The sequence below is a fragment of the Brevibacillus soli genome, from assembly GCF_044759095.2.
Lineage (GTDB): Bacteria > Bacillota > Bacilli > Brevibacillales > Brevibacillaceae > JBIYSM02.
Window position 1 is genome coordinate 16,571 of record NZ_JBIYSM020000029.1, and the last position, 22,467, is coordinate 39,037.

The 22,467-nt window shown below is 51.4% G+C and carries 19 protein-coding genes and 1 pseudogene; 18 read left to right on the forward strand and 2 right to left on the reverse strand.

Annotated elements, in window-relative coordinates; translation table 11 throughout:
- From ACE99V_RS13055 to glnA, 6 genes and pseudogenes are all read left to right on the forward strand, one after another.
- Window positions 1-438: pseudogene (locus ACE99V_RS13055) on the forward strand (GTPase HflX); the annotation flags it as partial.
- Window positions 439-445: 7 nt separating this feature from the next.
- Window positions 446-1,723, forward strand: a complete 1,278-nt coding sequence (locus tag ACE99V_RS13060) for a methionine gamma-lyase family protein (RefSeq protein WP_400491528.1) — start codon at window positions 446-448, stop codon at window positions 1,721-1,723.
- Window positions 1,724-1,862: 139 nt separating this feature from the next.
- A complete protein-coding gene (locus tag ACE99V_RS13065) occupies window positions 1,863-3,032 on the forward strand; it encodes a YhgE/Pip domain-containing protein (RefSeq protein ID WP_400491530.1) in 1,170 nt (389 codons plus the stop codon).
- Window positions 3,013-3,624: a TetR/AcrR family transcriptional regulator gene (locus tag ACE99V_RS13070; protein ID WP_400491531.1), complete on the forward strand. Its 612-nt coding sequence runs from the start codon at window positions 3,013-3,015 to the stop codon at window positions 3,622-3,624. Before ACE99V_RS13065 ends, ACE99V_RS13070 begins: the two co-directional genes overlap by 20 nt.
- A gap of 82 nt (window positions 3,625-3,706) precedes the next feature.
- Window positions 3,707-4,117, forward strand: a complete 411-nt coding sequence (locus tag ACE99V_RS13075; protein WP_400491532.1) for a MerR family transcriptional regulator — start codon at window positions 3,707-3,709, stop codon at window positions 4,115-4,117.
- Window positions 4,118-4,158: 41 nt separating this feature from the next.
- Entirely contained in the window at window positions 4,159-5,493 is a 1,335-nt protein-coding gene (gene glnA, locus ACE99V_RS13080; protein WP_400491533.1) for a type I glutamate--ammonia ligase, read from the forward strand.
- 296 nt (window positions 5,494-5,789) lie between these two features.
- On the opposite strand, the gene ACE99V_RS13085 is transcribed toward glnA, so the two are convergent.
- Entirely contained in the window at window positions 5,790-6,860 is a 1,071-nt protein-coding gene (locus ACE99V_RS13085; protein WP_400491534.1) for a CapA family protein, read from the reverse strand.
- Between the two features lie 278 nt (window positions 6,861-7,138).
- On the opposite strand from ACE99V_RS13085, the gene ACE99V_RS13090 reads away from it, so the two are divergent.
- Window positions 7,139-7,624: a DUF456 domain-containing protein gene (locus ACE99V_RS13090; RefSeq protein ID WP_400491535.1), complete on the forward strand. Its 486-nt coding sequence runs from the start codon at window positions 7,139-7,141 to the stop codon at window positions 7,622-7,624.
- 24 nt (window positions 7,625-7,648) lie between these two features.
- Here the strand turns inward: ACE99V_RS13090 and ACE99V_RS13095 are convergent, their stop codons facing one another.
- A complete protein-coding gene (locus ACE99V_RS13095) occupies window positions 7,649-9,442 on the reverse strand; it encodes a sigma 54-interacting transcriptional regulator (RefSeq protein WP_400491536.1) in 1,794 nt (597 codons plus the stop codon).
- Window positions 9,443-9,637: 195 nt separating this feature from the next.
- Here ACE99V_RS13095 and ACE99V_RS13100 point away from each other — a divergent pair, with 195 nt between their 5' ends.
- From ACE99V_RS13100 to ACE99V_RS13150, 11 genes are read left to right on the forward strand one after another with little or no spacing between them, the layout of a single operon-like run.
- Window positions 9,638-11,167 carry an acyl-CoA carboxylase subunit beta gene (locus ACE99V_RS13100; protein WP_400491537.1) on the forward strand — a complete coding sequence of 510 codons (1,530 nt, stop codon included), beginning with the start codon at window positions 9,638-9,640 and terminating at the stop codon, window positions 11,165-11,167.
- Window positions 11,168-11,192: 25 nt separating this feature from the next.
- On the forward strand, window positions 11,193-11,978 hold the full coding sequence (locus ACE99V_RS13105) for an enoyl-CoA hydratase/isomerase family protein (RefSeq protein WP_400491538.1): 786 nt from the start codon (window positions 11,193-11,195) through the stop codon (window positions 11,976-11,978).
- Window positions 11,979-13,355, forward strand: a complete 1,377-nt coding sequence (locus tag ACE99V_RS13110; RefSeq protein ID WP_400491539.1) for an acyclic terpene utilization AtuA family protein — start codon at window positions 11,979-11,981, stop codon at window positions 13,353-13,355.
- Window positions 13,348-13,671, forward strand: a complete 324-nt coding sequence (locus ACE99V_RS13115) for an AtuA-related protein (protein ID WP_400491540.1) — start codon at window positions 13,348-13,350, stop codon at window positions 13,669-13,671. Before ACE99V_RS13110 ends, ACE99V_RS13115 begins: the two co-directional genes overlap by 8 nt.
- A gap of 5 nt (window positions 13,672-13,676) precedes the next feature.
- Entirely contained in the window at window positions 13,677-14,834 is a 1,158-nt protein-coding gene (locus tag ACE99V_RS13120) for an acyl-CoA dehydrogenase family protein (RefSeq protein WP_400491541.1), read from the forward strand.
- 16 nt (window positions 14,835-14,850) lie between these two features.
- Window positions 14,851-15,999, forward strand: coding sequence for an acyl-CoA dehydrogenase family protein (locus tag ACE99V_RS13125; protein WP_400491542.1), 1,149 nt, complete (start codon window positions 14,851-14,853; stop codon window positions 15,997-15,999).
- 13 nt (window positions 16,000-16,012) lie between these two features.
- Window positions 16,013-17,584 carry a class I adenylate-forming enzyme family protein gene (locus ACE99V_RS13130; RefSeq protein WP_400491543.1) on the forward strand — a complete coding sequence of 524 codons (1,572 nt, stop codon included), beginning with the start codon at window positions 16,013-16,015 and terminating at the stop codon, window positions 17,582-17,584.
- Window positions 17,581-19,131, forward strand: a complete 1,551-nt coding sequence (locus ACE99V_RS13135) for an AMP-binding protein (RefSeq protein WP_400491544.1) — start codon at window positions 17,581-17,583, stop codon at window positions 19,129-19,131. The genes ACE99V_RS13130 and ACE99V_RS13135 overlap by 4 nt, the downstream gene beginning before the upstream one ends.
- 20 nt (window positions 19,132-19,151) lie before the next feature.
- Window positions 19,152-20,675, forward strand: a complete 1,524-nt coding sequence (locus ACE99V_RS13140) for a class I adenylate-forming enzyme family protein (protein WP_400491545.1) — start codon at window positions 19,152-19,154, stop codon at window positions 20,673-20,675.
- Between the two features lie 3 nt (window positions 20,676-20,678).
- Window positions 20,679-21,128, forward strand: a complete 450-nt coding sequence (locus tag ACE99V_RS13145) for a MaoC/PaaZ C-terminal domain-containing protein (RefSeq protein ID WP_400491546.1) — start codon at window positions 20,679-20,681, stop codon at window positions 21,126-21,128.
- Between the two features lie 17 nt (window positions 21,129-21,145).
- Complete coding sequence (locus ACE99V_RS13150) at window positions 21,146-22,237, forward strand: serine hydrolase domain-containing protein (RefSeq protein WP_400491547.1); 1,092 nt, start codon at window positions 21,146-21,148, stop codon at window positions 22,235-22,237.
- The last annotated feature ends 230 nt before the right edge of the window (window positions 22,238-22,467 follow it).

Below are 22,467 nucleotides of genomic sequence, written 5' to 3' on the forward strand. Positions count from 1 at the left end.
GTCGTGGACAGCCACCATCCCGATCTGGAGATTCACATGGAGGTCGTCGAGAAGATTTTGCGCGACCTGAAAGCGGAAGAAATACCGCAGCTGGTCGTCTTCAACAAGGCCGACCTGATTCGCGAAGGAACCTACCTGCCGAAAGTGGACGAGTCGATCGTGATTTCCGCCATGCGTGATGAAGATCTGCAGCGTCTGCTGAAAAAAATCGAGTCTTTTGTTTTCGCGTCCTTCCACCAGATGACGCTAAAGGTACCGGTGGAACGGGGCGATATCCTGTCGCTCTTGCGACGTGAAGGCATCGAGATGGAGCAGGACTTTGACGAAACGGACGCTGCCTACCTGGTAAAGGTGCGGGTGAATCGCGAGAACCCCGTTTACGGGCGCATTGCTCCATTCCTCCTGGACAAACCAGAGATTGTAGAAGAGAGTTGGTAAGAACAAGATGTTTGAGTTATTTTCCCATGGAGAACAGTTAAAACCGATTGTGCAGGAAGTCGAGGCGATGATCGCCGAGCGGCACCGCGAAATTGCCGCACTCGTCGACTACAACCAGCTGAAGGTACTGCGCTCTTTTCAAAAACATGAAGTAAACGAGTTTCACTTTGCTCCGTCTACCGGATACGGATACGATGACACCGGTCGTTCCACGCTGGAGTCCATCTACGCCGATGTATTCGGAGGCGAAGCGGCGTTGGTTCGTCCGCACATCATTTCCGGCACCCACGCCATCGCGATCAGCCTCTTCGGCCTGCTGCGCCCGGGTGACGAGCTGTTGTACATCACCGGCAAGCCGTACGACACCCTGGAAGAAGTGATAGGGGTAAGAGGAGAGGGACAAGGCTCGCTGAAGGATTACGGGATCGGCTACAAAGTTGTGCCGCTGACTGCGGAAGGAGACGTTGACTTTCCTGCCGTATCAGCGGCAATAACACCGGCTACGAAGGTAATCGGCATACAGCGCTCCCGCGGCTATGCGGATCGCCCGTCCTTTACCATCGCCAAGCTGAAGGAAATGATTCAGTTTGTAAAGGAGATCAACCCCAACCTGATTGTGTTTGTAGACAACTGCTACGGCGAGTTCACCGAGGAGCGGGAGCCGCTGCAGGTCGGGGCAGATATCATGGCCGGCTCGCTGATTAAAAATCCGGGCGGTGGCATCGTCAAGACCGGCGGATACGTGGTTGGAAAGGAAGAGCTGGTGCGGCTCGCTTCCTACCGGATGGCGGCGCCGGGGATTGGAGCGGAAGGAGGCGCTTCCTTGTACTCGCTTCACGAGATGTACCAGGGTTTTTTCCTTGCTCCCCATGTCGTAGGGGAAGCGCTGAAGGGGGCGGTGTTCTCCTCCGCGCTGCTGGAACGTCTTGGATTTCGCACCGACCCATTGTGGCATGAGCCGCGAACCGACCTGATCCAATCCATTGAGTTCAAAACGGCGGAACGACTGATTGCGTTCTGCCAGGGCATTCAAAAAGCTGCGCCGGTAGACTCGCACGTTACTCCGTATCCCAGCGAGATGCCAGGTTATGCCGATCCGGTGATCATGGCAGCCGGAACCTTTATCCAGGGGGCCAGCATCGAGTTTTCCGCTGACGGACCGATCAGGCCGCCATATCTGGGCTTTGTTCAGGGTGGATTAACCTATTCGCACGTCAAGGTAGGCATCCTGACGGCACTGGACGGGTTGCTGGCCAAAGGGCTGCTGGAACTGCCGTCGAAATGACGGGAAAAGGAAAGCGATGAGCGCAAGACATGCGCTTATCGCTTTTTTCTCTTTTCTTTCTTGACAAGATCTGCCAAACTTGATTATTCTGTTTTCAAACAAATGTTTCAAACAAATGTTTGAGAGAGGGGATTTTTCAATGATGGAAGCCATCCGCGCGTTTGTGAAGCGGCCGACCACGATTGTCGGCGTGGCAACTGCTTTGATGTTTCAATTGATCTTTGGCGTGATCTGGATGACCGCTTACGACGGAGTGAGCGAAAACCTGCATCAATTTCGAATCGCCTTGGTCAATTTGGATCAGGGAACTGGCCGGGAGGTAGCGGGCAATTTGTCCAGGCAAGTGCCGTTTGAAGTGATTCTGTCCGATTCATTGAAAGAGGCACAGGCGCTGTTGGAATCCAGACAGGTTCAGATGATCGTCTCCATTCCGGAGGATTTTACAAGAAGGCTTCAATCACCTGAGACGAAAGCCACGATCCGGTATTTCGTCAACGAGTCCAATCCGGCGATGGTAAAAAGCGTCATGCAGGGAGTAGCCTCCAGCATGACTGAGCAGGTGAACAAGCAGGCAATCGCCAAGGGACTGGAGATGACCTTCCAACAAGTCGAGCTTCCCTCAACTGAGAGGGAGAAACTGGCTGCCAATCTGTCGGAGAGGGTGACCGGTTCCATCGAAGCCGTTCACCCCGTAGGCAGTTTCTCGATGCAGATGGTGCCGATGATGATGGTGCTTGCTTCGTACGTTGGCTCGATGATCATGTGCTTGAACATCCAGCAATCAGCCGCCGTGCTGGGAGGTACGGTTGGAAAGTGGCAGCAGTTTTCCGCCCGCCTCGTTATCAACTTCGCTGCAGCATTGCTGGTCGGGCTGGTTGGCACCACGCTGGTCTCTCTTCTCGGTGATCGCCCGGACACCGGTTTCGTTGCCATATGGCTGTACCTCAGCCTGATTATCTGGACATTCTTGTCCGTGGCACAAATCTTTCTGCTGTGGTTTGGGCCGGCTGGCATGCTGTTCAACATCATCGTTCTCTCCATCCAGCTGGTCACCTCCGGAGCGATGGTGCCGCGTGAACTGCTTTCCGGATTTTACGCTGCAATCAGTGAGTATCTGCCTGCCACCTACGCTGTTGAAGGGCTGATGAACCTGCTGTTTGGCGGACCTGACGTTTTGAACGACGTTGGAACGCTGGGTGTCATCTCGTTCGTAGCCGTTGCAATCGGAGCGTCAGCCGTGGCGGTGAAACGGCCGGGAATCGCAGCGAAACCAAAGGGGGCGCAGGCTCATGGACAAGCGGCAACTTGATGCCAAAGAACGCATCTTGACCGCCGCACGAAAGCTTTTTGCCGAACAGGGGTACGAGGGGACAACCGTGCGGGACATTTGCGAAGAGGCGGGGGTCAACGTCTCCCTCGTCTCCTATCACTTCGGCGGCAAGGAAAAAGTGTTGTACGCCTTGTTCGAGTCGTACTTCTGCTTGCGCATCAACGAACGGGAGCAGGGGGATGAATGGAAAGATCCTGTTGCCGGATTGGCCTATATGATCCGTGAGATTGTGTCGTTTCGGGCCAACAATCCGGAGTTGGTGAAGATTTTGCATCAGGAAATCGAGTTGGAGACCCCGCGGAGCGCCGAGCTGCGCCGGTTTGTTCTTCCGATTTGGACAAAGCTTCGTGAACTTCTGGACAGGGGAAGACAGCAGGGATTGTTTCACTTCCCATCCCTCGACGCGGCCATGCTGTTCGTAATGGGGTGCCTGTTGTTCCCAAAGCCTAATTCGTTCGTCGCTCCTCTGCTTACGGAAGGGCAGCTGCTCTCTCATCAATGGGCGGAGTACACGCTCCGATTCGTTCTTGGCGGGTTGGGCTGTCACCAACAGGAAAAATTTATTTTGTAAACTTTCCTTACATCCGTTGACAGGGTTCATGGCATCGCATACAATAGCAGTAGGTAAGAACTTGAAAAAGGAGGGACTAGTCGTGAGTGATGACATTCGTCGTAACATGGCCCTCTTTCCCATCGGCATCGTGATGAAGTTGACGGAGCTGACAGCGCGACAGATTCGCTACTACGAGCAGAACGGCCTCATCTGCCCGGCACGAACCGAAGGGAAGCAACGACTTTTTTCCTTTAACGACGTCGATCGTTTGTTGGAAATTAAGTCGCTGATTGAAAAAGGCTTGAATATCGCCGGTATCAGACAGGTTCTGCAGCTGCAGGAGTCTGTCCAGGAAAAGACGGAGATTACAGCCAAGTCAGAGGAGAAGCGCAAAGAGATTTCCGACAAGGAACTGCACCAGCTCCTGAAGCAACAAATCATGTACCACAACGCTTCTCGCCATGGCGAGACTGCGTTGATTCGTGGAGAGCTTTCCCGCTTCTTCCACTAAATAAATACTGATTGTAGAGAGGATTAAGGAGGAGAGAGACAGTGAGCAAGTACACAAAAGAAGACATTTTGCGCTTCGCCAAGGAAGAAGACGTGCGTTACATCCGTCTGCAATTTACCGATTTGATGGGTGTCATCAAAAACGTAGAGATTCCGTTGTCCCAGCTGCCGAAAGCACTGGACAACAAAATGATGTTTGACGGCTCCTCCATCGAGGGATTCGTGCGCATTGAGGAATCCGACATGTACCTGGTACCTGATCTCGACACATGGGTGGTTTTCCCGTGGGGTACTGAACACGGAAAAGTTGCCCGCTTGATCTGCGACATTTACATGCCGGACGGTTCTCCGTTCGAGGGCGACCCGCGCCAAATCCTGAAGCGCGTCATGAAAGAAGCGGAAGAAATGGGCTTCACAGCTTTCAACGTAGGACCGGAACCGGAATTCTTCCTGTTCAAGATTGACGAGAAGGGCGAGCCTACTCTCGATCTGAACGACCAAGGCGGATACTTCGACTTTGCTCCGCTCGATCTGGGTGAAAACTGCCGCCGCGACATCGTGCTGACACTGGAAAAAATGGGCTTCGAAATCGAAGCATCTCACCATGAGGTAGCTCCCGGACAACACGAAATCGACTTCAAATACGCCAATGCGCTGCAGGCAGCAGACCAGATCCTTACGTTCAAGCTGGTGGTAAAAACAGTCGCTCGCCAACACGGTCTGCATGCGACGTTCATGCCCAAACCCATGTTCGGTTTAGCAGGATCCGGCATGCATACACACCAATCGCTCTTCCGCGGTGAAGAAAATGCTTTCTACGACGAGTCCGACGCATTGGGCTTGAGCCAAACGGCGAAGCACTATCTGGCGGGTATTCTCCAGCATGCGCGCGGTTTCGCAGCGATTACCAACCCGCTGGTGAATTCGTACAAGCGTCTGGTACCCGGCTACGAAGCGCCTTGCTATGTGGCATGGTCCGCAAAGAACCGTTCTCCGTTGGTGCGCATCCCGGCATCCCGCGGCTTGAGCACGCGTATTGAAGTGCGCAACCCGGACCCGGCCGCCAACCCGTACCTCGCGCTGGCTGTCATGCTGAAAGCTGGTCTGGACGGAATCAAGAACAAGCTGGAACTGACCCCTGCAGTTGACCGCAACATCTATGTGATGACCGAACAAGAACGTGAGGAGAATGGCATTGAGAACCTCCCGTCCACGCTTAAAGAAGCGATCGAATGTCTGAAAGCGGATCCGGTGATCTGCGAGGCATTGGGAGAACACGCTCTGTTCCACTTCATCGAAGCAAAGGAAATCGAGTGGGATATGTTCCGCACGCGCGTACACGATTGGGAGCGCGAGCAGTACATGAACATGTATTAATTCCCAAAAGAAGAAAAGGAAGCGTCAGATGTGGCGCTTCCTTTTTTGGTAGAAAAGAATTTATAAATTTGGACATCCTATACAACCACTAGAAAAGTGTTCGGGGCCCCGCCCGGCGAAGAAAGGGACCCCACTCGGCACAGCGATAGCTAACGCCGAGTGGGTCGAGGATAGCTAATGCCGGGTGGGTTTTCTTATGCAGCACGTTATATGAACGTCTCCCGCAAAAAATCCAGAACGTGTTGCCAGGAGTGAGCGGTAGCGTACGCGTACTGCCCAGTTTCGCACATGTTTACCTAATCGCTCTTCACGGTTACTCTTCCATCCTCATCCACCTTCGCATTGTACGATAGTCGATTCAGTTTTTGAATGATACGAGATTTGTCCGCACCGCTCAGCGGAACCGGCTGCCCGTTGATCAATTTTGCCGGAATCACGCTGCTGCTAGTGCCTTTCTGGTCAAAGGTGAGTTGGACGATCATCGATTCCCAGCCTTTCGGATTGCGCGAGGTGGTAAAGACGAAATTACCCACACTGTAGAAAATGGGCGCCTGCTTATAATACTCAATCCCCATCAGGGAATGGCTGTGGGACCCAACGACCGCATCGACACCGTTGTCGATCAATTGCTTCGCCAGCTTCCGCGCGTAGGGCTCCGGTACATCCTTGTATTCCAAATTCCAATGCAGAACCGCGACCGTATAGTCTGACTGTTGGACGGCTTTTTTCACATAGCTCATCATTGGTTCCTCGGAATAAGCGTGAGCCAGTCCCGGGCTGTTTTTGCGGGCAAACCACCTGGCATTGGGCAGCACATGGCTGAGCCCGATGACGGCTACTTTTTTTCCCTTAATGGTTTTGAGAAAGGGGGAAAACGCCTCAGCTTCATTTCGGCCGGCCCCGGTAAAACCGATCTTGTTCTTCTGCAAATGTTCCATTGTGTCGAAGAGAGCTTCCACCCCGTAGTCAAGCGTATGGTTGTTGGCCAGATTCACCACATCAAAACCGGCGTTGACCAGACCTTGCAATGTCTGTGGCTTGGAACGGTACGCGTATTCCTTTTGTTCCGGTTTCCCTCTTGTACTGACCGACGTTTCCAGGTTTCCTACCGTCAAGTCTGCTTTTCTCAACAGTTCTGCGGTTTTTTGAAACGGGTAATCTACCCCGTAGCGATCGATTTGTCTGCCGACACTCTTGTCAAGCAGGATATCGCCCGTGATGGCGATGGTGATCGGTGGAGAGATCGGCATACCTGTCTGTGGCGCGGGGTTATCTGATGGCACGGCGAATGCGGACGAACCTTGCCACAAGGGAGCGACCGCTAGAAAGACCGCGACCGACAGATTCCATTTCCAGCTTTTCTTCATAGATAGCATGTTAGCAACGGCTAACAAGACTCACCTCACTCATCCGCGATCTCTCTCACATTCTATCTGGATGAGTGCGTAAATCATGTTGAAGATTGTCCGGAAAATCTCGATATTTGTCCGCAATATCCGATAAAATGCAACAACTCCTGCGAGAGTTTGCAACCAATATGGGACAAAATCGTAGTATCATGGGAAGCCCCCAGCGGGGACCTGGGTGCGGCTTCTTAAGGGTGCTGACTCGACGTAGTGTCGCGCACGATAAAGGGGGATTGACGATGGACATTTTCCTGTGGATCATCATTGTGGCTTTGTTTGCATTAAGTATCGCTGGTATTTTTCTGCCCATCCTGCCGGATACCGTGTTGTTGTGGGCAGGGTTCTTGCTCTACCACTTTTTCCTCGCCGAACCGGGCGCCGGTTTGCCCGCTTCCTTCTGGTGGGGGATGGGGATTTTGAGCGTTCTCCTGTATGGGGCAGATCTGTTGACCAATGTCTACTTCGTAAAAAAGTACGGCGGCTCCAAATGGTCGTCCATAGCGGCCGTTGCCGGCATCCTATTGGGAATTTTTATTCTCCCGCCAATCGGTATGATCGTCCTGCCGTTTGTGTTTGTGTTGCTGGTCGAAATGGTGTTCCAGCAACAGCCGTTCGACAAGGCGGTGAAAGTGGGGCTTGGCTCGCTCATCGCTTTCCTGAGCAGCGCCGTCATGAAGGTAGTCCTGCAGCTCGTGATGATTCTCTGGTTCTTTCTTGCGTTATAAAGGGGAACGCGATGTTCCCTTTTTCTATTCATCCACTTGAACGGAGGCGACCGTGCTGATTTTCAACAGCTTCATCTTTTGATAAAACGCTGAGCGGCTGATCCCCAATAACTCCGCGGCCTTTGACTTGTTTCCGTTCACGAGGGATAACGCCTGTACAATCGCCTGTTTTTCTGTCTCTTCGATCATTTTCCGGCGGGATGGCAGGTGGCTGGACAACCGTGCGGGTCGGTTTTCGGTCTCGTCGAAAGAGACGGATCGTTGTTGCAGGTTTGGTGGGAGATGTTTTGGCTCGATCCAGGAAGATTCCGTAAAATGAAAGGCGCGTTCAATGACGTTTTCCAATTGGCGGACGTTGCCTTGCCAATGGACTCTTTTTAAGAGGGAGATGGCTTCCGGCGTAACCCCGATCACGGTTCTGTTGGTTCGGGCATTACATTTTTCGATAAACGCGTGGCATAACAGCGGGATGTCTTCGATCCGTTCATGGAGGGACGGGATGTGGAGATGGATGACGTGAATGCGGTAATACAAATCTTCTCTGAACTTTTGTTCTTTCACCAATCTTTGCAAATCTTTATTCGTGGCAGCTACGATCCTCACATTCGCTTGCCGGGGGTGCGTGCCTCCCACTCGTTCGAATTCTTTTTCCTGCAGCACGCGTAATAGCTTTGCTTGCAGCGTCAAAGGCATGTCTCCAATTTCATCCAAAAACAACGTGCCGTTGTGAGCCAGTTCAAATTTCCCTGGCTTTCCGCCTTTTTTTGCTCCCGAAAACGCCCCTTCCTCGTACCCGAAAAACTCTGATTCAAGCAACGCCTCAGGAATTGCCGCACAGTTTACTTTAATCAAGGGTCCCGTTCTCCCGGACGCTTTATGTATTCCAAGAGCGAACAGCTCCTTCCCGGTACCGCTTTCGCCGGTAAGCAGAACGGAAGAAAAGGAAGCTGCCGCAATCAATGCATCTTTTTTCACCTTCTCCATGATGTCACTTTGCGAGATGATATGGGCGAACGGTTGACTCCTGGATTGAATCTTTAACAACTCATCGCGATAAAAACTGACTTCATGCTGGAGACGTCGGGTGGTTTCAAGCTCCTGTGCAATCTTTTCATAATCGGTTACGTCTCGAAATACACCCATCGCACCGGTTACTTTGTCAAACTCTTTGATCGGGATGAAAGAGGCGATGACGGTGAGAGAGGGGAGCTCCATGCGTTTGCCCTCCACGATTTTTCCACTGTCGATGGTATCGCGGAAACATGCCTCAACATGCGGAAGAACCGTTGAAATCGGAGTATCCGATCGTTGCGGGATGGTTTGAAAATGAAATAAGGCAGCCGCCGCCGTGTTGTACATGGTGATGTTCAGGCGGGTGTCGACGGAAATAATCCCGTCCTGCAGGTGCTCGACAAGTGCTTTCATGCGGTCAGCCAAGGTTTTCACCACCATGACCGAACCGTTGATCAAATCGTGCTTGGCCATGATCCCGAAGACCTTTCCTTCTTCGTCCAGCACCACTGCATGCCCGACATTTTTATGCAGCAGGATCTCTCTTGCCTCGAACAAGTCTTGATTTACATCCAGGGTCACTACGTTTGTTTTCATGATCGGTTGAATGGGGGTTTCGAGGGAGTGATCGCGGAGCAGGACTCGGTACAGCGAGTATTTGGTGACGATTCCCAGCAATTTTTGTTTGGACACGACGCAGGCAATATCCAGGCGGTATGTGAGGAACGCAAACAATACTTCACGAATCGTGCTTTGCGGAGATACCTGGATGTAGTGTCTGGTTGAAAAATCACGAACTTTCAACATATGCCGCCTCCTCTATCCAGAGCGTGACAATCCCAGTATATCACGAATTGTCCAAATTTTTGCTCAACCGTACAGAAAAACAAACAAGTGTGCACGCATCCCCTTCGGAATCATCCGACAAAAATTGCGTTCATCACTGGCACGGTTGTTGCGTTATAGAAAATGGAATCAGGATAGAGAAAGCGGGGGATTGTCATGCGCTTGGATTCGCAGCGATATCACCAGGAAAAAGAACGAATCAGGAAAGGCGGCTCAGAGCGAAGCCATGAACGAAACGCAGCTGAGGGAAAATGGTTTGTTCGCGAACGATTGCGGCAGATGTTTGACGAACATTCGATCGTGGAAGACGGACTGTTCGCCAATGCGGAAGATCCAACCTTGCCCGCTGACGCCTGTCTGACAGGCATGGGTACGATCGACCAAAGACCTGTTTGCTTTCTCGCCGCCGATTCTACCGTGAAAGCAGGCTCATGGGGAGCAAAATCGGTGGAAAAAAATATCCGCATGCAGGAAAAAGCGATGGAACTGCGCGTACCCATGCTGTATTTCATCGATTCTGCCGGTGCTCGCATCACGGATCAACTGGAAGTGTTCCCAGGCAGACGTCATGGTGGCAGAGTCTTCTACAATCAGGTGCAAATGTCGGGCTTCGTTCCACAGGTTTGCGTCTTGTTCGGACCTTCACCGGCTGGAGCGGCATATGTCCCGGCTTTCAGTGATCTGGTCATCATGGTAGAGAAAAACGCAACCGCCTATCTCGGTTCTCCGCGCATGGTAGAAATGGCGATCGGGGAGAAAACGACCATGGAAGAGATGGGGGGAGCACGCATGCACTGTACGACGAGCGGGTTGGGGGACGTCCTGGTGGGAACGGAGGAGGAAGCCATTGAATGCTGCAAGCGTTATCTTGGCTACCTTCCGCAAAACTGCTGGGAACAGCCGCCGGAAATCCCTGCGAAGGCTCCACGAGAAACGAAATCGCTGGCTGCCCTCATCCCGGAGAATCCCAATGTGCCATTTGACATGTATCCATGTATTGATCAAATCATCGACGAAGGCAGCTGGTTTGAGATCAAAAAGCTATTCGCCCCGGAGATGATTACCGGTCTCGCCCGTATTCAGGGGAAAGTGGTCGGGATTGTGGCCAACCAGCCGAGAGTAAAGGGCGGGACCCTGTTTGTGGATTCCTCGGACAAAGCGGCAAGGTTTGTCTGGCTGTGCAATGCGTATAACATTCCGCTGCTGTTTTTGGCTGATGTTCCCGGCTATATGATCGGCTCAAAAGTGGAGCAATCCGGGATTATCCGCCACGGCGCGAAGTTGATCGCTGCGATTTCGGAAGCGACGGTACCGAAAATTACCGTCGTGGTGCGCAAATGCTTTGGTGCCGGGCTGTACGCGATGGCCGGACCGGCATTTGGCTCTGACGCCGTCCTGGCACTGCCAAACGCGCAAATCGCCGTGATGGGGCCGCAAGCTGCAGTCAATGCTGTCTACTTCAATAAGATTGCCGAGTTGCCGGAAGAAGAGCGGGCGGCATTTGTAGAGCAAAAACGGAACGAATATGCCGACGACATCAACATCATGCGTCTGGCATCCGAGCTCATTATTGATGACATCATCGATTTTGATGAGATTCGCGAGCAAGTGAGCCGCAGGTTTGCGTTCTATCAACACAAGCGCGTTTCCAAATTGGAAAAGCGAAACGCCATCCATCCGGTGTAAATAACGACAGGGAAGAGGTGACAAGATGAACAACCCAACGATTCTTTACGAAGTACGCGAGAGTATCGCCAAAATTACGTTGAATCTGCCGGACATGCGAAATCCGCTGACCACGCAGGTTGTTCAGGAATTGATCGCAAGCTTGCATGAGGCTGATCAAGACGACCATGTGCGAGCGATTATTTTGACGGGGAGTGGAACTGTGTTCTCCGCGGGGGGAAACCTCAACGAGTTTAAAGAAAACGTTTCAAAAAGTGTCCCCCAGCTGTATTGGGAAGGACGGGAGAGCACGAAGTTATTCGAACTCGGAGCGACACTTCGCACGCCGTTGATCGCTTCCGTGAATGGTCCGGCCTTTGGCGGGGGGTGTGGACTGGTTGCCATGTGCCATCTTGCAATCGCGTCCGATCAGGCTGCATTCGGCACAACCGAACTTCGTCTCGGCTTAATCCCGTTTGTCATCCTCCCCTGGATTCGCCGTGCCGTCGGTGAGCGCAAAGCCATGGAGATGATGCTCACGGCTGATATCGTCTCCGCGGAAAAGGCGCTTGAAATGGGGCTGATTCACCGTTTGACGACAGCGGAACGGCTCGAAGAAGACACCTGGCAGCTAGCCAAAAAGGTCGCTTCCTACAGCCCTCTGGCGGTGAAGCTGGGGATTGAAGCGTTTCGCACGACAGAGCAAACCGATTTGGCCACGTCGTTTGCCCATCTCAACACCTTGCGGCTGGTCTCATTCAAAAGCCATGATCTAAAAGAAGGGGCAACGGCATTTCTGGAAAAACGGGCTCCCGTTTGGGAGGGAAGATAGATGAAGCGTGTGCGCATTGGCGCTGGCCAGGGATTTTATGGCGATACGATCTTCCCTGCCGTAGAAATCGCGAAGCGGGGGGATGTCGATTACCTCTGTTTTGATTGTCTGGCCGAATTGACCATGGCCATTTTGGTCAAGGACCGGAACAAAAACCCGGAGGCGGGATATACAAAAGATATCACGGCCTCGATGAAGGCACTTCTCCCTTATGTAAAGGAAAAAGGGATCAAGCTATTAACAAATGCAGGGGGAATGAATCCGCAAGCGGCTGCTGCGGAAGTGATGCGTGTCGCAACCGAGATGGGAATGGACGGAGTAAGGATTGCGGTCGTGACGGGCGATCAGGTTGTCGACCGGTTGAAAGAATGGGAAGAAAAGGGCATTTCCCTCGACGACATGGAAACCAGGCAGTCCTTTTCCTCTATCGCGGATCGCCTGATGTTTGCCAATGCGTACATCGGAGCCTGGCCGATCGTGCAAGCGCTGCGTGAAGGCGCTGATATTGTCGTCACGGGACGGACGACGGATACGGCTCAATTTTTGGCCCCGTTGATTTACGAGTTTGGCTGGCAGGAAGAGGAGTGGGATAAGCTGGCGAGCGGCGTGTTTATGGGACATCTGTTGGAGTGCTCTGCGCAGTCCACAGGAGGAAATTTTAGCGGCGCCTGGTGGGATGTTGAGGGCATGGAGCGCATCGGCTATCCGATTGCGGAAGTAATGGAAAACGGCGAATTTACGATCACAAAAGTGGAAGGCTCCGGCGGATTGGTATCCGTCGATACCGTCAAGGAGCAGATGCTGTACGAGATTCACGATCCTTCTATGTACATCACACCGGATGTCGTCGTCGATTTGCTGGATGTGGCATTGGAACAAACGGGTCCCAACCGTGTGAAGGTGAGCGGGGTACGAGGAAAAGAGCGCCCCGACACCTGGAAAGTGGTGATGGGTTATGAAAATGGGTATATGGGACAGGTGATCGTTGGGTTCTCATGGCCGGATGCCCTGCGAAAGGCGCAGAAGGCAGATGAGATCATTCGCAAGCAACTGGAAATCCTGCGCTGGTCGTATGAAGAAATTCGGACCGATTATCTCGGCTACAACTCTCTTCACGGACCACTGGCCCAAGAACCAAAAGAAGAGTTGAATGAAGTCTACCTGCGCATGGCGGTTCGAGCGAGGTCGAAAGAAGACGCGGCCAGGTTCGGACGTTTGTTCCCGCCGTTGGCCTTGAACGGACCGCCAACGCTGAGCGGGTTTACCGGGATGCAGCCCCCAAGAGAGCTGATCGGCATGTGGTCCTCGCTTGTTCCCAGGGAAGAAATTGAACCGTATATCGACGTACGGATCATGGAGGTGGGACAGCATGTCTAGCGTGCAGCTGAGAGCAGTGGCACAGGCCCGCTCGGGAGACAAGGGAAATACGGTAGATCTCTCCTTGTTTGCACCCGACAAGGAGTGGTACGAGATGTTTGTCGAGCAAGTCACGGCAGAACGGGTGAAGCAGCACTTCGCCGGTCTGGTTGAGGGAGAGGTCACGCGATACGAAGTGCCGAACGTACTTGCGTTGAAGTTTGTATGCACATCAGCATTGAACGGGGGAGGTTCCAGCTCGATCCGGATGGATAACCTGGGAAAATGCTTTGGGTCCAATCTGCTTCGCATGGAAATCAAAGGAAGGGAGAGGTAGCCTCCATGTCCCGACACGCGCCTTACTTTACAGTTGAACATGAAGAGATGCGCAAAGTGATTCGGAAGTTTGTGGCGTCAGAAATCACGCCGTACATTGAGGAATGGGAAGAAACTGGCGAATTTCCGGCTGCCATCGTAAAGCGCATGGGAGACCTGGGATTCCTCGGATTGCGGTACCCGGAAGAAGTGGGCGGCCAGGGCGGAGATTACTTTATGGGGATCGTCCTTGCGGAGGAACTGATTCGATGCGGCTGCGGCGGCTTCCCGATGGCCATCGCCGTCCAGACCGACATGGCCACTCCGCCGATCTATCAATTCGGGAACGCAGAACAGCATGAACGTTTTTTGAAGCCTGCGATCCGCGGAGAAAAAATCGCGGCCATCGGAATTTCGGAGCCGGATCATGGTTCGGACGTTGCGTCCATCCGTACGAGAGCGGTTCGCGACGGGGACGAATGGGTCATCAACGGGTCGAAAATGTTTATCACGAACGGTCCTCGCGCTGACTTCATCACCCTGGTTGTCCGCACGTCAGATGCTCCGGGGTACAAGGGCATCAGCATCATTCTCGTTGAACTGGATCGCCCCGGCATCACCATTAGCCGGAAGCTGGACAAAGTCGGCATGCGCTCTTCGGATACGGCGGAAATCATTTTCGAAAACGTTCGCGTTCCGGTCGGCAATCTGTTGGGAGAAGAAGGAAAAGGATTCTACTACCTCATGTGGGAACTGCAAGGAGAACGAATGATTGCGGCTGCAGGGGCTGTAGAGGCTGCCCAATACGCGTATGAGATGGCTCTCCATTACGCCAAAACGCGCAAGCAGTTCGGGCAGACGATCAATCAGTTTCAGGTGATTTCACACCTGCTGGCCCAGATGGCCACGGAAATAGAGGTGTGCCGCCAATTGACGTATGCCACTGCGTACCGCTTTGCGCGCGGAGAGGTTCCCAGCAAAGAAATTTCCATCGTCAAACTGGCCAGTGCTCAGATGGCTCATTGGGTGACGGATCGTGCACTGCAGATTTTTGGGGGGAGCGGGTACATGATGGAAAATCCCGTCCAGCGACTTTGGCGGGATACCCGCTTGTACCGCATCGGAGCCGGTACGGATGAAATCATGAAGGAAATCATTTCAAAAGAGATGGGAATCGGATTGTAAAAAGGGGGGAGGAAGCATGGGGCACTGGATCTTTACGGAAGAGCATGAGATGCTTCGCAAAACCGTACGGAAATTCGTGGAGAAGGAAATCACCCCGTACGTGGAACAGTGGGAACGGGAGGGAAGAGTGCCGCGCTCCGTTTTTCATCGCATGGGTGAACTGGGCTTTTTGGGAATGTCGGTTCCGGAAGAATACGGGGGCAGCGGACTTGATATGATTTCGGAAGCGGTGTTGCTGGAGGAAATCGGACGTTGTGGTTCAGGGGGAACAGCCGCTTCGATTGGTGCTCACATCGGAATTGCCCTGCCTCCGATTTATCATTTTGGGAATGACGATCAGAAGCGGAAGTACGTACCTGTCGGTCTATCCGGTGAAAAAATTTTTGCGCTGGCCATCACCGAGCCGGATGCCGGTTCAGACGTTTCTTCCATTCGGACGCGAGCCGAAAAAAGGGATGACCACTATCTCCTGCACGGCTCCAAAATGTTCATTACCAACGGAGTGCAAGCGGACTACATCGTGGTCGCCGCCAAAACCGCTCCTGAAAAGGGGTATCGCGGGATTAGCTTGTTCCTTGTCGATGCAAAAACCGAAGGGGTCCGCGTCGGCAAGAAGCTCGACAAGTTGGGCTGGCGTGCATCAGATACGGCAGAATTTATTTTTGACGGAGTGAAGGTACCGTCCACGAATCTCATCGGGCAAGAAAATGAAGGCTTTACCTACATCATGAAAAACTTTCAATGGGAACGAATTGTTTTAGGACTGCTTGCGATCGTCACTTCAGAATTGGCACTCCAAGCGGCAATGGAATACAGCAAAAAACGAAAACAATTCGGGGGGCCCATTGCCCATTTCCAGGTCTTGCGGCATATGATGGTGGACATGGCTGTAGATATTGAAAAAGCGAAAGCCATTGCCTACCACGCCATCGACCTGTACCGGCAAGGAATGGACGTGACAACGGAAGCCACCATGGCCAAAACATTCGCAACGGAAATGGCCGCGCGCGTAACCGATAAAGCTGTCCAGATCCACGGGGGAAGCGGGTACATGATGGAAATGCCCGTACAGCGTTATTGGCGTGATGCAAGATTACTGACGATAGGAGGCGGAACCACGCAAATCATGAATGAGATCCTGGTAAAAAGGCTGGGCATTTTGTAAGAGGAGGGCGTTTATGTCGAGTTTATTGGATGCGCTGCAGGAGTCTGTTCACACGTGCCCCGACAAGCCTTTTTTATATGACAAACAAGGAGTCATCTCCTTTCGGGAGTTGGATGAACAGTCTGATCGGCTGGCAACCGCTTTTTTACAGATTGGCATTCAACGAGGAGACAAAATCGGGATTTGTGCTTTGAATCAACCAGAATGGCTGATGACATTCTTTGCCGCCGCCAAAATCGGTGCCGTGGTCGTTACCCTGAACCCGCGATACCGGGCCGCCGAATTCGATTACATGCTCAATCAATCCGAATGCAAAGCGCTCGTCTGTCTCGATACCTTGCAGGATTTTGATTACGCCTCCTTTTTCGGACAATTTCGTACTCATGTACCGAAGTTGACGCACTACATCTTCATCGGGAACGGATTCGAAGGCAGCTATTCCTTTGCCCAACTGGCAGAGAAAGAGACCGACAGGGAGCAGCTTTTACAGGCGCGTCAGCAAGTGCAGGATGACGATACGCTGATTATGATTTACACGTCAGGAACCACGGGAAAGCCGAAAGGAAGCATGATTACCCACCGCAGTATGACCAGCTCGGCTCGTGCCGAAGCGCAGCATTTAAGGTTTGGAGCAGAAGACAACATCATCTGCAGTCTACCGCTTAGCCATGTCGGCGGGATCACCTGTACGATTCTTTCCGCATTGGTCAGCCAGGCAAGCGTGACGTTGATTCCCAGTTTTCGCCCGGATTGGGTGCTTGAGGCCATTCATCAAGGGAAGCCGACAATCATGGCTGGGGTCCCCACCATGTACGTCATGCTGCTGGGCTACAAGGACATTGACCGCTGCAATTTTTCCCCGATTCGCTATTGTATTGTCGGAGGATCCAACGTGGACCCGGATCTGCTGCAACGCATTCGAATGAAAATGCCGCAGGCCCGGATCATTAACTTGTATGGGCTGAGCGAAACGTCTGGTGCCTGTGTGTTATCTCCTCTGCATGATGAATGGGAGGAGGCGGCAAAGAGTTTAGGGGTCGCGATCGGTGATTATCAAATCAAGGTGGTAGACGAACACAAGCAAGAAGTGCCCAGGGGTGCAGTGGGAGAACTGACCATTCAGGGGGAGTGTGTAGCAAAAGGTTATTACGACATGCCGGAAGAGACGGAAGAAGCGTTTGGTCCGGAGGGGTGGTTGTACACGGGGGATCTGGCATCCATCGATGAGAACAGCCTGATTCATTTCAAAGGCAGGAAAAAAGAGATGTACATTCAGGGAGGATACAACGTGTATCCGATCGAGATCGAAAACGTCCTGGCCTCTCATCCAAAGGTTGCCATCGCTGCCGGAATAGGCGTTCCCCATGAGGTGTACGGAGAAGTAGGGCATTATTACATCGTGCCCGTACCGGATCAAGAGCCTGCCAGCGAAGAATTGATGACGTTCTGTCGAGCTTGTCTGGCCGACTATAAAGTGCCCTTTTCCTTTGAATTTGTCAATCAGCTGCCGTTAACCCCGGCAGGGAAAGTGCAAAAAGTGACGTTGAAACAACAATACGCACAGAAAAGGAGTATGCAGCGATGATGAATATCTCTGTGATCAATCGGGTAGCCATTGGGGATGCATTGCGCCGCAGCGCTCGCAAATATCCCGACAAGACGGCGATTGTGGATGGAATGAACCGAATCACGTTTGCCGAGTTGGACAGACAATGCAATCAGTTTGCTCATTATTTGCTCGCGCAAGGATTGAAAAAAGGAGACACCGTGGCTACCATCTGCGGAAATTCCCTTCCTTTCGTGATTGTGATGTACGGGATTGCCAAGGCAGGGTTAACGTGGGTTCCGCTCAATCCGGGATTATCGTTGGAGGAAAAGCTCTACATCTTGCACCACAGCGAAGCAAAATTGCTTGTTGCGGATGAGCCGTTCCTGCAAGCAGCTCGCGAAGACCTGCTGAGAGTGTCTCCCGCGTTCATCATGATTCCTGCTGAGGATGCGCCGTTTTATCAGATTTATTCTGAATATTCTGCCGACGATCCTGAAGTAGAGATTACAGACCGTGAAGTCGCGCAAATCATGTACACGAGCGGAACGACAGGAATGCCAAAAGGCGTCATGATCAGCCACCTTTCCGTTGCGTTTTCAGCACTCAGCAACATCATCGAGCTGGACATAAAGCCTCATTGTGTCCAAACCGTTCTGATGCCGTTGTTTCATTGCGCACAGCATACGTTTTTGCAAACCTTTGTCACGATCGGCGGCACCAGTATCATCTTGAAACGTTTTGAACCGGAATCCCTGATGAGATCCATTCAGGAAGAAAAAATCACAAACATGTTCGCCTTGCCGATGATGTATCGAATGATTCTGGCGCACCCCAACCGGTCCTCTTATGATCTCAGTTCGCTGCAATCATGCTTGTACGCGATGGCGCCGATGGATCAGATTACATTGGAAACGGCGATTCACGAATTGAAAGCAGATTTCTCGCTCGGAACGGGGCAAACCGAAATCTATCCGGCCACGATGATTTTTAAACCGGAAGATCAACTGCGGAAATTCGGATCGTACTGGGGAACTTCAACGATAATGAACGACACGGCGGTGATGGATGAAAAGGGGAACCTGCTTCCACCCGGACAAATCGGGGAAATTGTGCACCGAGGGCCCAACGTCATGAACGGCTACCTGAAAAACGAAGAAGCGACCGAGATGAGCAGAGCGTACGGTTGGCATCATACCGGTGACTTGGGGTATTTCGATGAAGACGGTCTCATGGTATTTGTCGATCGCAAGAAGGACATGATTAAGACCGGCGGTGAAAATGTAGCGTCCATCCGGGTTGAACAAGTCATGTACCTGCATAAAAAGGTGGCAAGTGCTGCCGTTGTCGGTCTGCCTCATGAACATTGGAACGAAGCCGTAACCGCCTTTGTGATACCTGTTCCCGGTGAATCGCTTACGCAAGAAGAACTGCTCGAGCATTGCAAGCAGCACCTGGCCGGTTTCCAGATTCCCAAACGGGTAAAAATTGTGGAAAAGCTGCCGATGACGACCACAGGAAAAATTCAAAAATCGATCCTTCGTGAACAGTATAAACACCTGTATCAAATCTCCGATGATCAATAAAGCGGAACGGGGTGAAACGTATGGTAAAAGGGATCGGTTCCTGGCTGCCTAAGCAATGTGAACGGTTTGGGGACAAAACAGCGCTTGTCTATCGAGAGAAGCGATTCACCTATGCTCAATTCAATGAGAGAGTGAATCGGTTGGCTGATTGTTTCCTTGCACAGGGTGTTCAAAAAGGGACGCGCGTTGGTGCCATTTTATTTAATACAAATGAGATGATCGAGGTTTTATTCGCTTGCGCCAAGATCGGTGCCATTTGTGTGCCGATCAACTATCGGCTGAGCGTTGATGAGATAGAGTATATTGCAAACGATGCAGGAGTGGACTGGCTGTTCTATGATGAACGAATGCAAGCGGCAGTGACAGAGTTAACCAAACGAAAGACTGCCATTCAAACGTGGGTACACGTGGGTGCTGCCGTTCCATTTGGCCAATTGGAATACGAAGGGTTGTTGCGTGAAGGGAACAATCAGGAGCCGTATGTTTCGGTTCACATCGATGATGTGCACATGATGATGTACACCTCCGGTACCACAGGCAAACCCAAAGGTGTGATGCTGTCACACGGCAATACCTTGTGGAACGCCATTAATGCCGTTCATGCAATGTCATTGCAGGATGATGACAGTACGCTTACCGTAGCGCCTCTTTTTCATATCGGCGGAATGAATGTATTTACCACCACGCTGCTCTATAAAGGCGGGAAGGTCGTTCTCCACGACAAATTTGATCCGGTACTCACCTTGGAGACGATCGGAAAAGAAAAAATCACAACCCTGTTCATGGTGCCAGCCATGTGGTTGGCGATCATGCATCTCCCCAACTTCGACCACTACGACCTTGGCTCGCTCCGGCTGAACGTATCTGGAGGTGCGCCCTGCCCGCTTACTGTAATCGAATTTTTCCAGAAACGGAACATCCCTTTTTATGAAGGGTTCGGCTTAACGGAAACGGCACCGTTCGTAGCCTTGCTCGATCCGGCGAACAGTTTGCGGAAAAACGGCTCCATCGGAAAGACGCCGATTCATACCGATGCGCGTGTGGTAAACGAAGCGGGGATCGATGTGCAAGCAAATGAAATTGGAGAGTTAATTGTTCGCGGGCCGAATGTCATGAAGGGGTATTGGAATTTGCCGGAAGCGACTCAGAACGTGATGAAAGAGGGCTGGTTTTATACGGGGGATTTGGCACGTGTTGATGAAGAGGGCTTTTTCTACATCGTAGATCGGAAAAAAGACATGATTATCACAGGAGGAGAAAACGTTTATCCGACCGAGGTCGAGCAGGTGATCATGCGGTATCCAGGGGTTCGCGAGGTTGCCGTGATCGGTGTGCATGATGAATTTTGGGGAGAATCAGTCAAGGCCTTTGTGGTTTTACAAGATCATTTGCAATCGCTTACAGTGGAGGAACTCAGAAATCACTGCGAGGGAAAGCTTGCCCATTTTAAAATGCCGAAGTTTCTCGAAATCATTCCGCAATTGCCTCGCAATGCAACGGGTAAAATTCTCAAGAACGTTTTGAGAGAACAAGGAGGGAAATGAACAATGTTTACCAAATATGTAGAAGAATACGAAATGGGTGAATTGTGGAGATCACGCGGTCGGACCATAACGGAAACGGATATCATCTTATTCGCCGGTCTCAGCGGGGATTGGCACCCGCTGCACACGGATCAGGAGTTTGCCAAAGAGACGATGTTTCAACAGCGAATTGCCCATGGCACCTTGATTTTGTCCGTGGCCACCGGATTGATACAAATGGATCCGAATGTCGTGGTTGCGTTCTACGGGATTGATCACCTCCGATTTACGGCGCCAACCTTTATTGGCGACACCGTGCACGTAGAAATGGAAGTGACCGATGTTCTCTCTCGAGAGGACGGAAAAGGCGTTCTCACCGTCCGGCAACAGGTGAAAAAACAGTCAGGGGAGACTGTCATTGTCGGGACGATCCGTGTGTTGCTGAATAGCAGAAAGGAAGGGGCGCCTCTCTAATTGAACGGAGGAAAATAATGAAACAAGAACAAGCAAAAGCAACGATTGAAAAAAAACTGCGTGGAATCGTTGACTCCAATCCAAAGCTTCTGAATGCTTATTTGCTGATTCATTCGGATAAGCTTCATATTCACTGGAATATGGCTTACGGGCAAACAGACGATATGCCTGCGGATCCAGAGCAACCTTATCATACTGCAAGCATTGGAAAAACGTTTACTGCTGTGATTATTGCAATGCTAGTTGAAGAAGGAAAAGTTCGCTATAGTGATCCGATTGCGAAGTATTTACCGGAAGAGATCTTAAAAGACTTGCATATCTATAAAGGCAAAGACTATTCCAATGAAATTCGTATCGAACATGTAGTAAGCAATACATCAGGACTTCCGGATTATTATGAAGATAAACCTAAAGGGGGCAAACATTTTTTGAAGATTCTGCTTGAAGAACCTTCACGAGTTTGGACCCCGCAAGAAACCATCCAATGGTCAAAGCAATACCTTAGCCCCCGTTTTTCACCGGGAAATGGCTTGCACTATACAAATACAGGTTTTAACCTTTTAGGATTGATTATCGAAAAGATTACGTCTAGGCCTTATCATGAAGTGCTCCATGAGTACATTTTTCAGCGACTCCATATGAATCACTCCTATTTATCCCAGTATTCGGAGCCCGCAGTAAAAAGCAGTTACCCTGTAGCCAGTCTATATTCATTGGAAGGACCCATTAACGTTGAAAACTACCGCAGTTTCAGCAGTATTTATGCTGCAGGGCAAACGGTTAGCACGTCCGAAGATTTACTTGTATTTATGAAAGCATTGGTAGGAAATCAGATCATCCAACATGAATCACTTGAAACCATGCAAAAATGGACAAAAATGTGGATGGGCGTAGATTATGGTTATGGTCTCATGAGGGTCCGGATGATTCCATTTATTCAAAAATATAACGTATGGGGACATATAGGTTCGACCGGTTCCTTTCTGTTTTACAATCCTGCAATGGATGTTTATATCATTGGCACTTTCAATAAAGTAGGGTATGTAGGTCAAAGTGTTCGCTTTGCATTTCATATCCTGCGAACCTTATCGAAATGCGGGAATGAGTAGACACATGCCTGTATCGGTCAAATCAAGTACCCAACTCGGAGAGCACTGCAAATGTGCTCTCTTGGTTTGGATAGGGGGGCTGTTTTCATTTGCGGAGCGCCTTTGCCAGCCTGCCAGCGTAGAGACGTAGACACGGGGATCAAGGGGGTGTTAGTCTCCCTTCCTTGTGAAACCCAGATGTTGAGCCCCCGCCCCGTGGATCGTCTCGGAGCGGACAGATAAACCCCTTG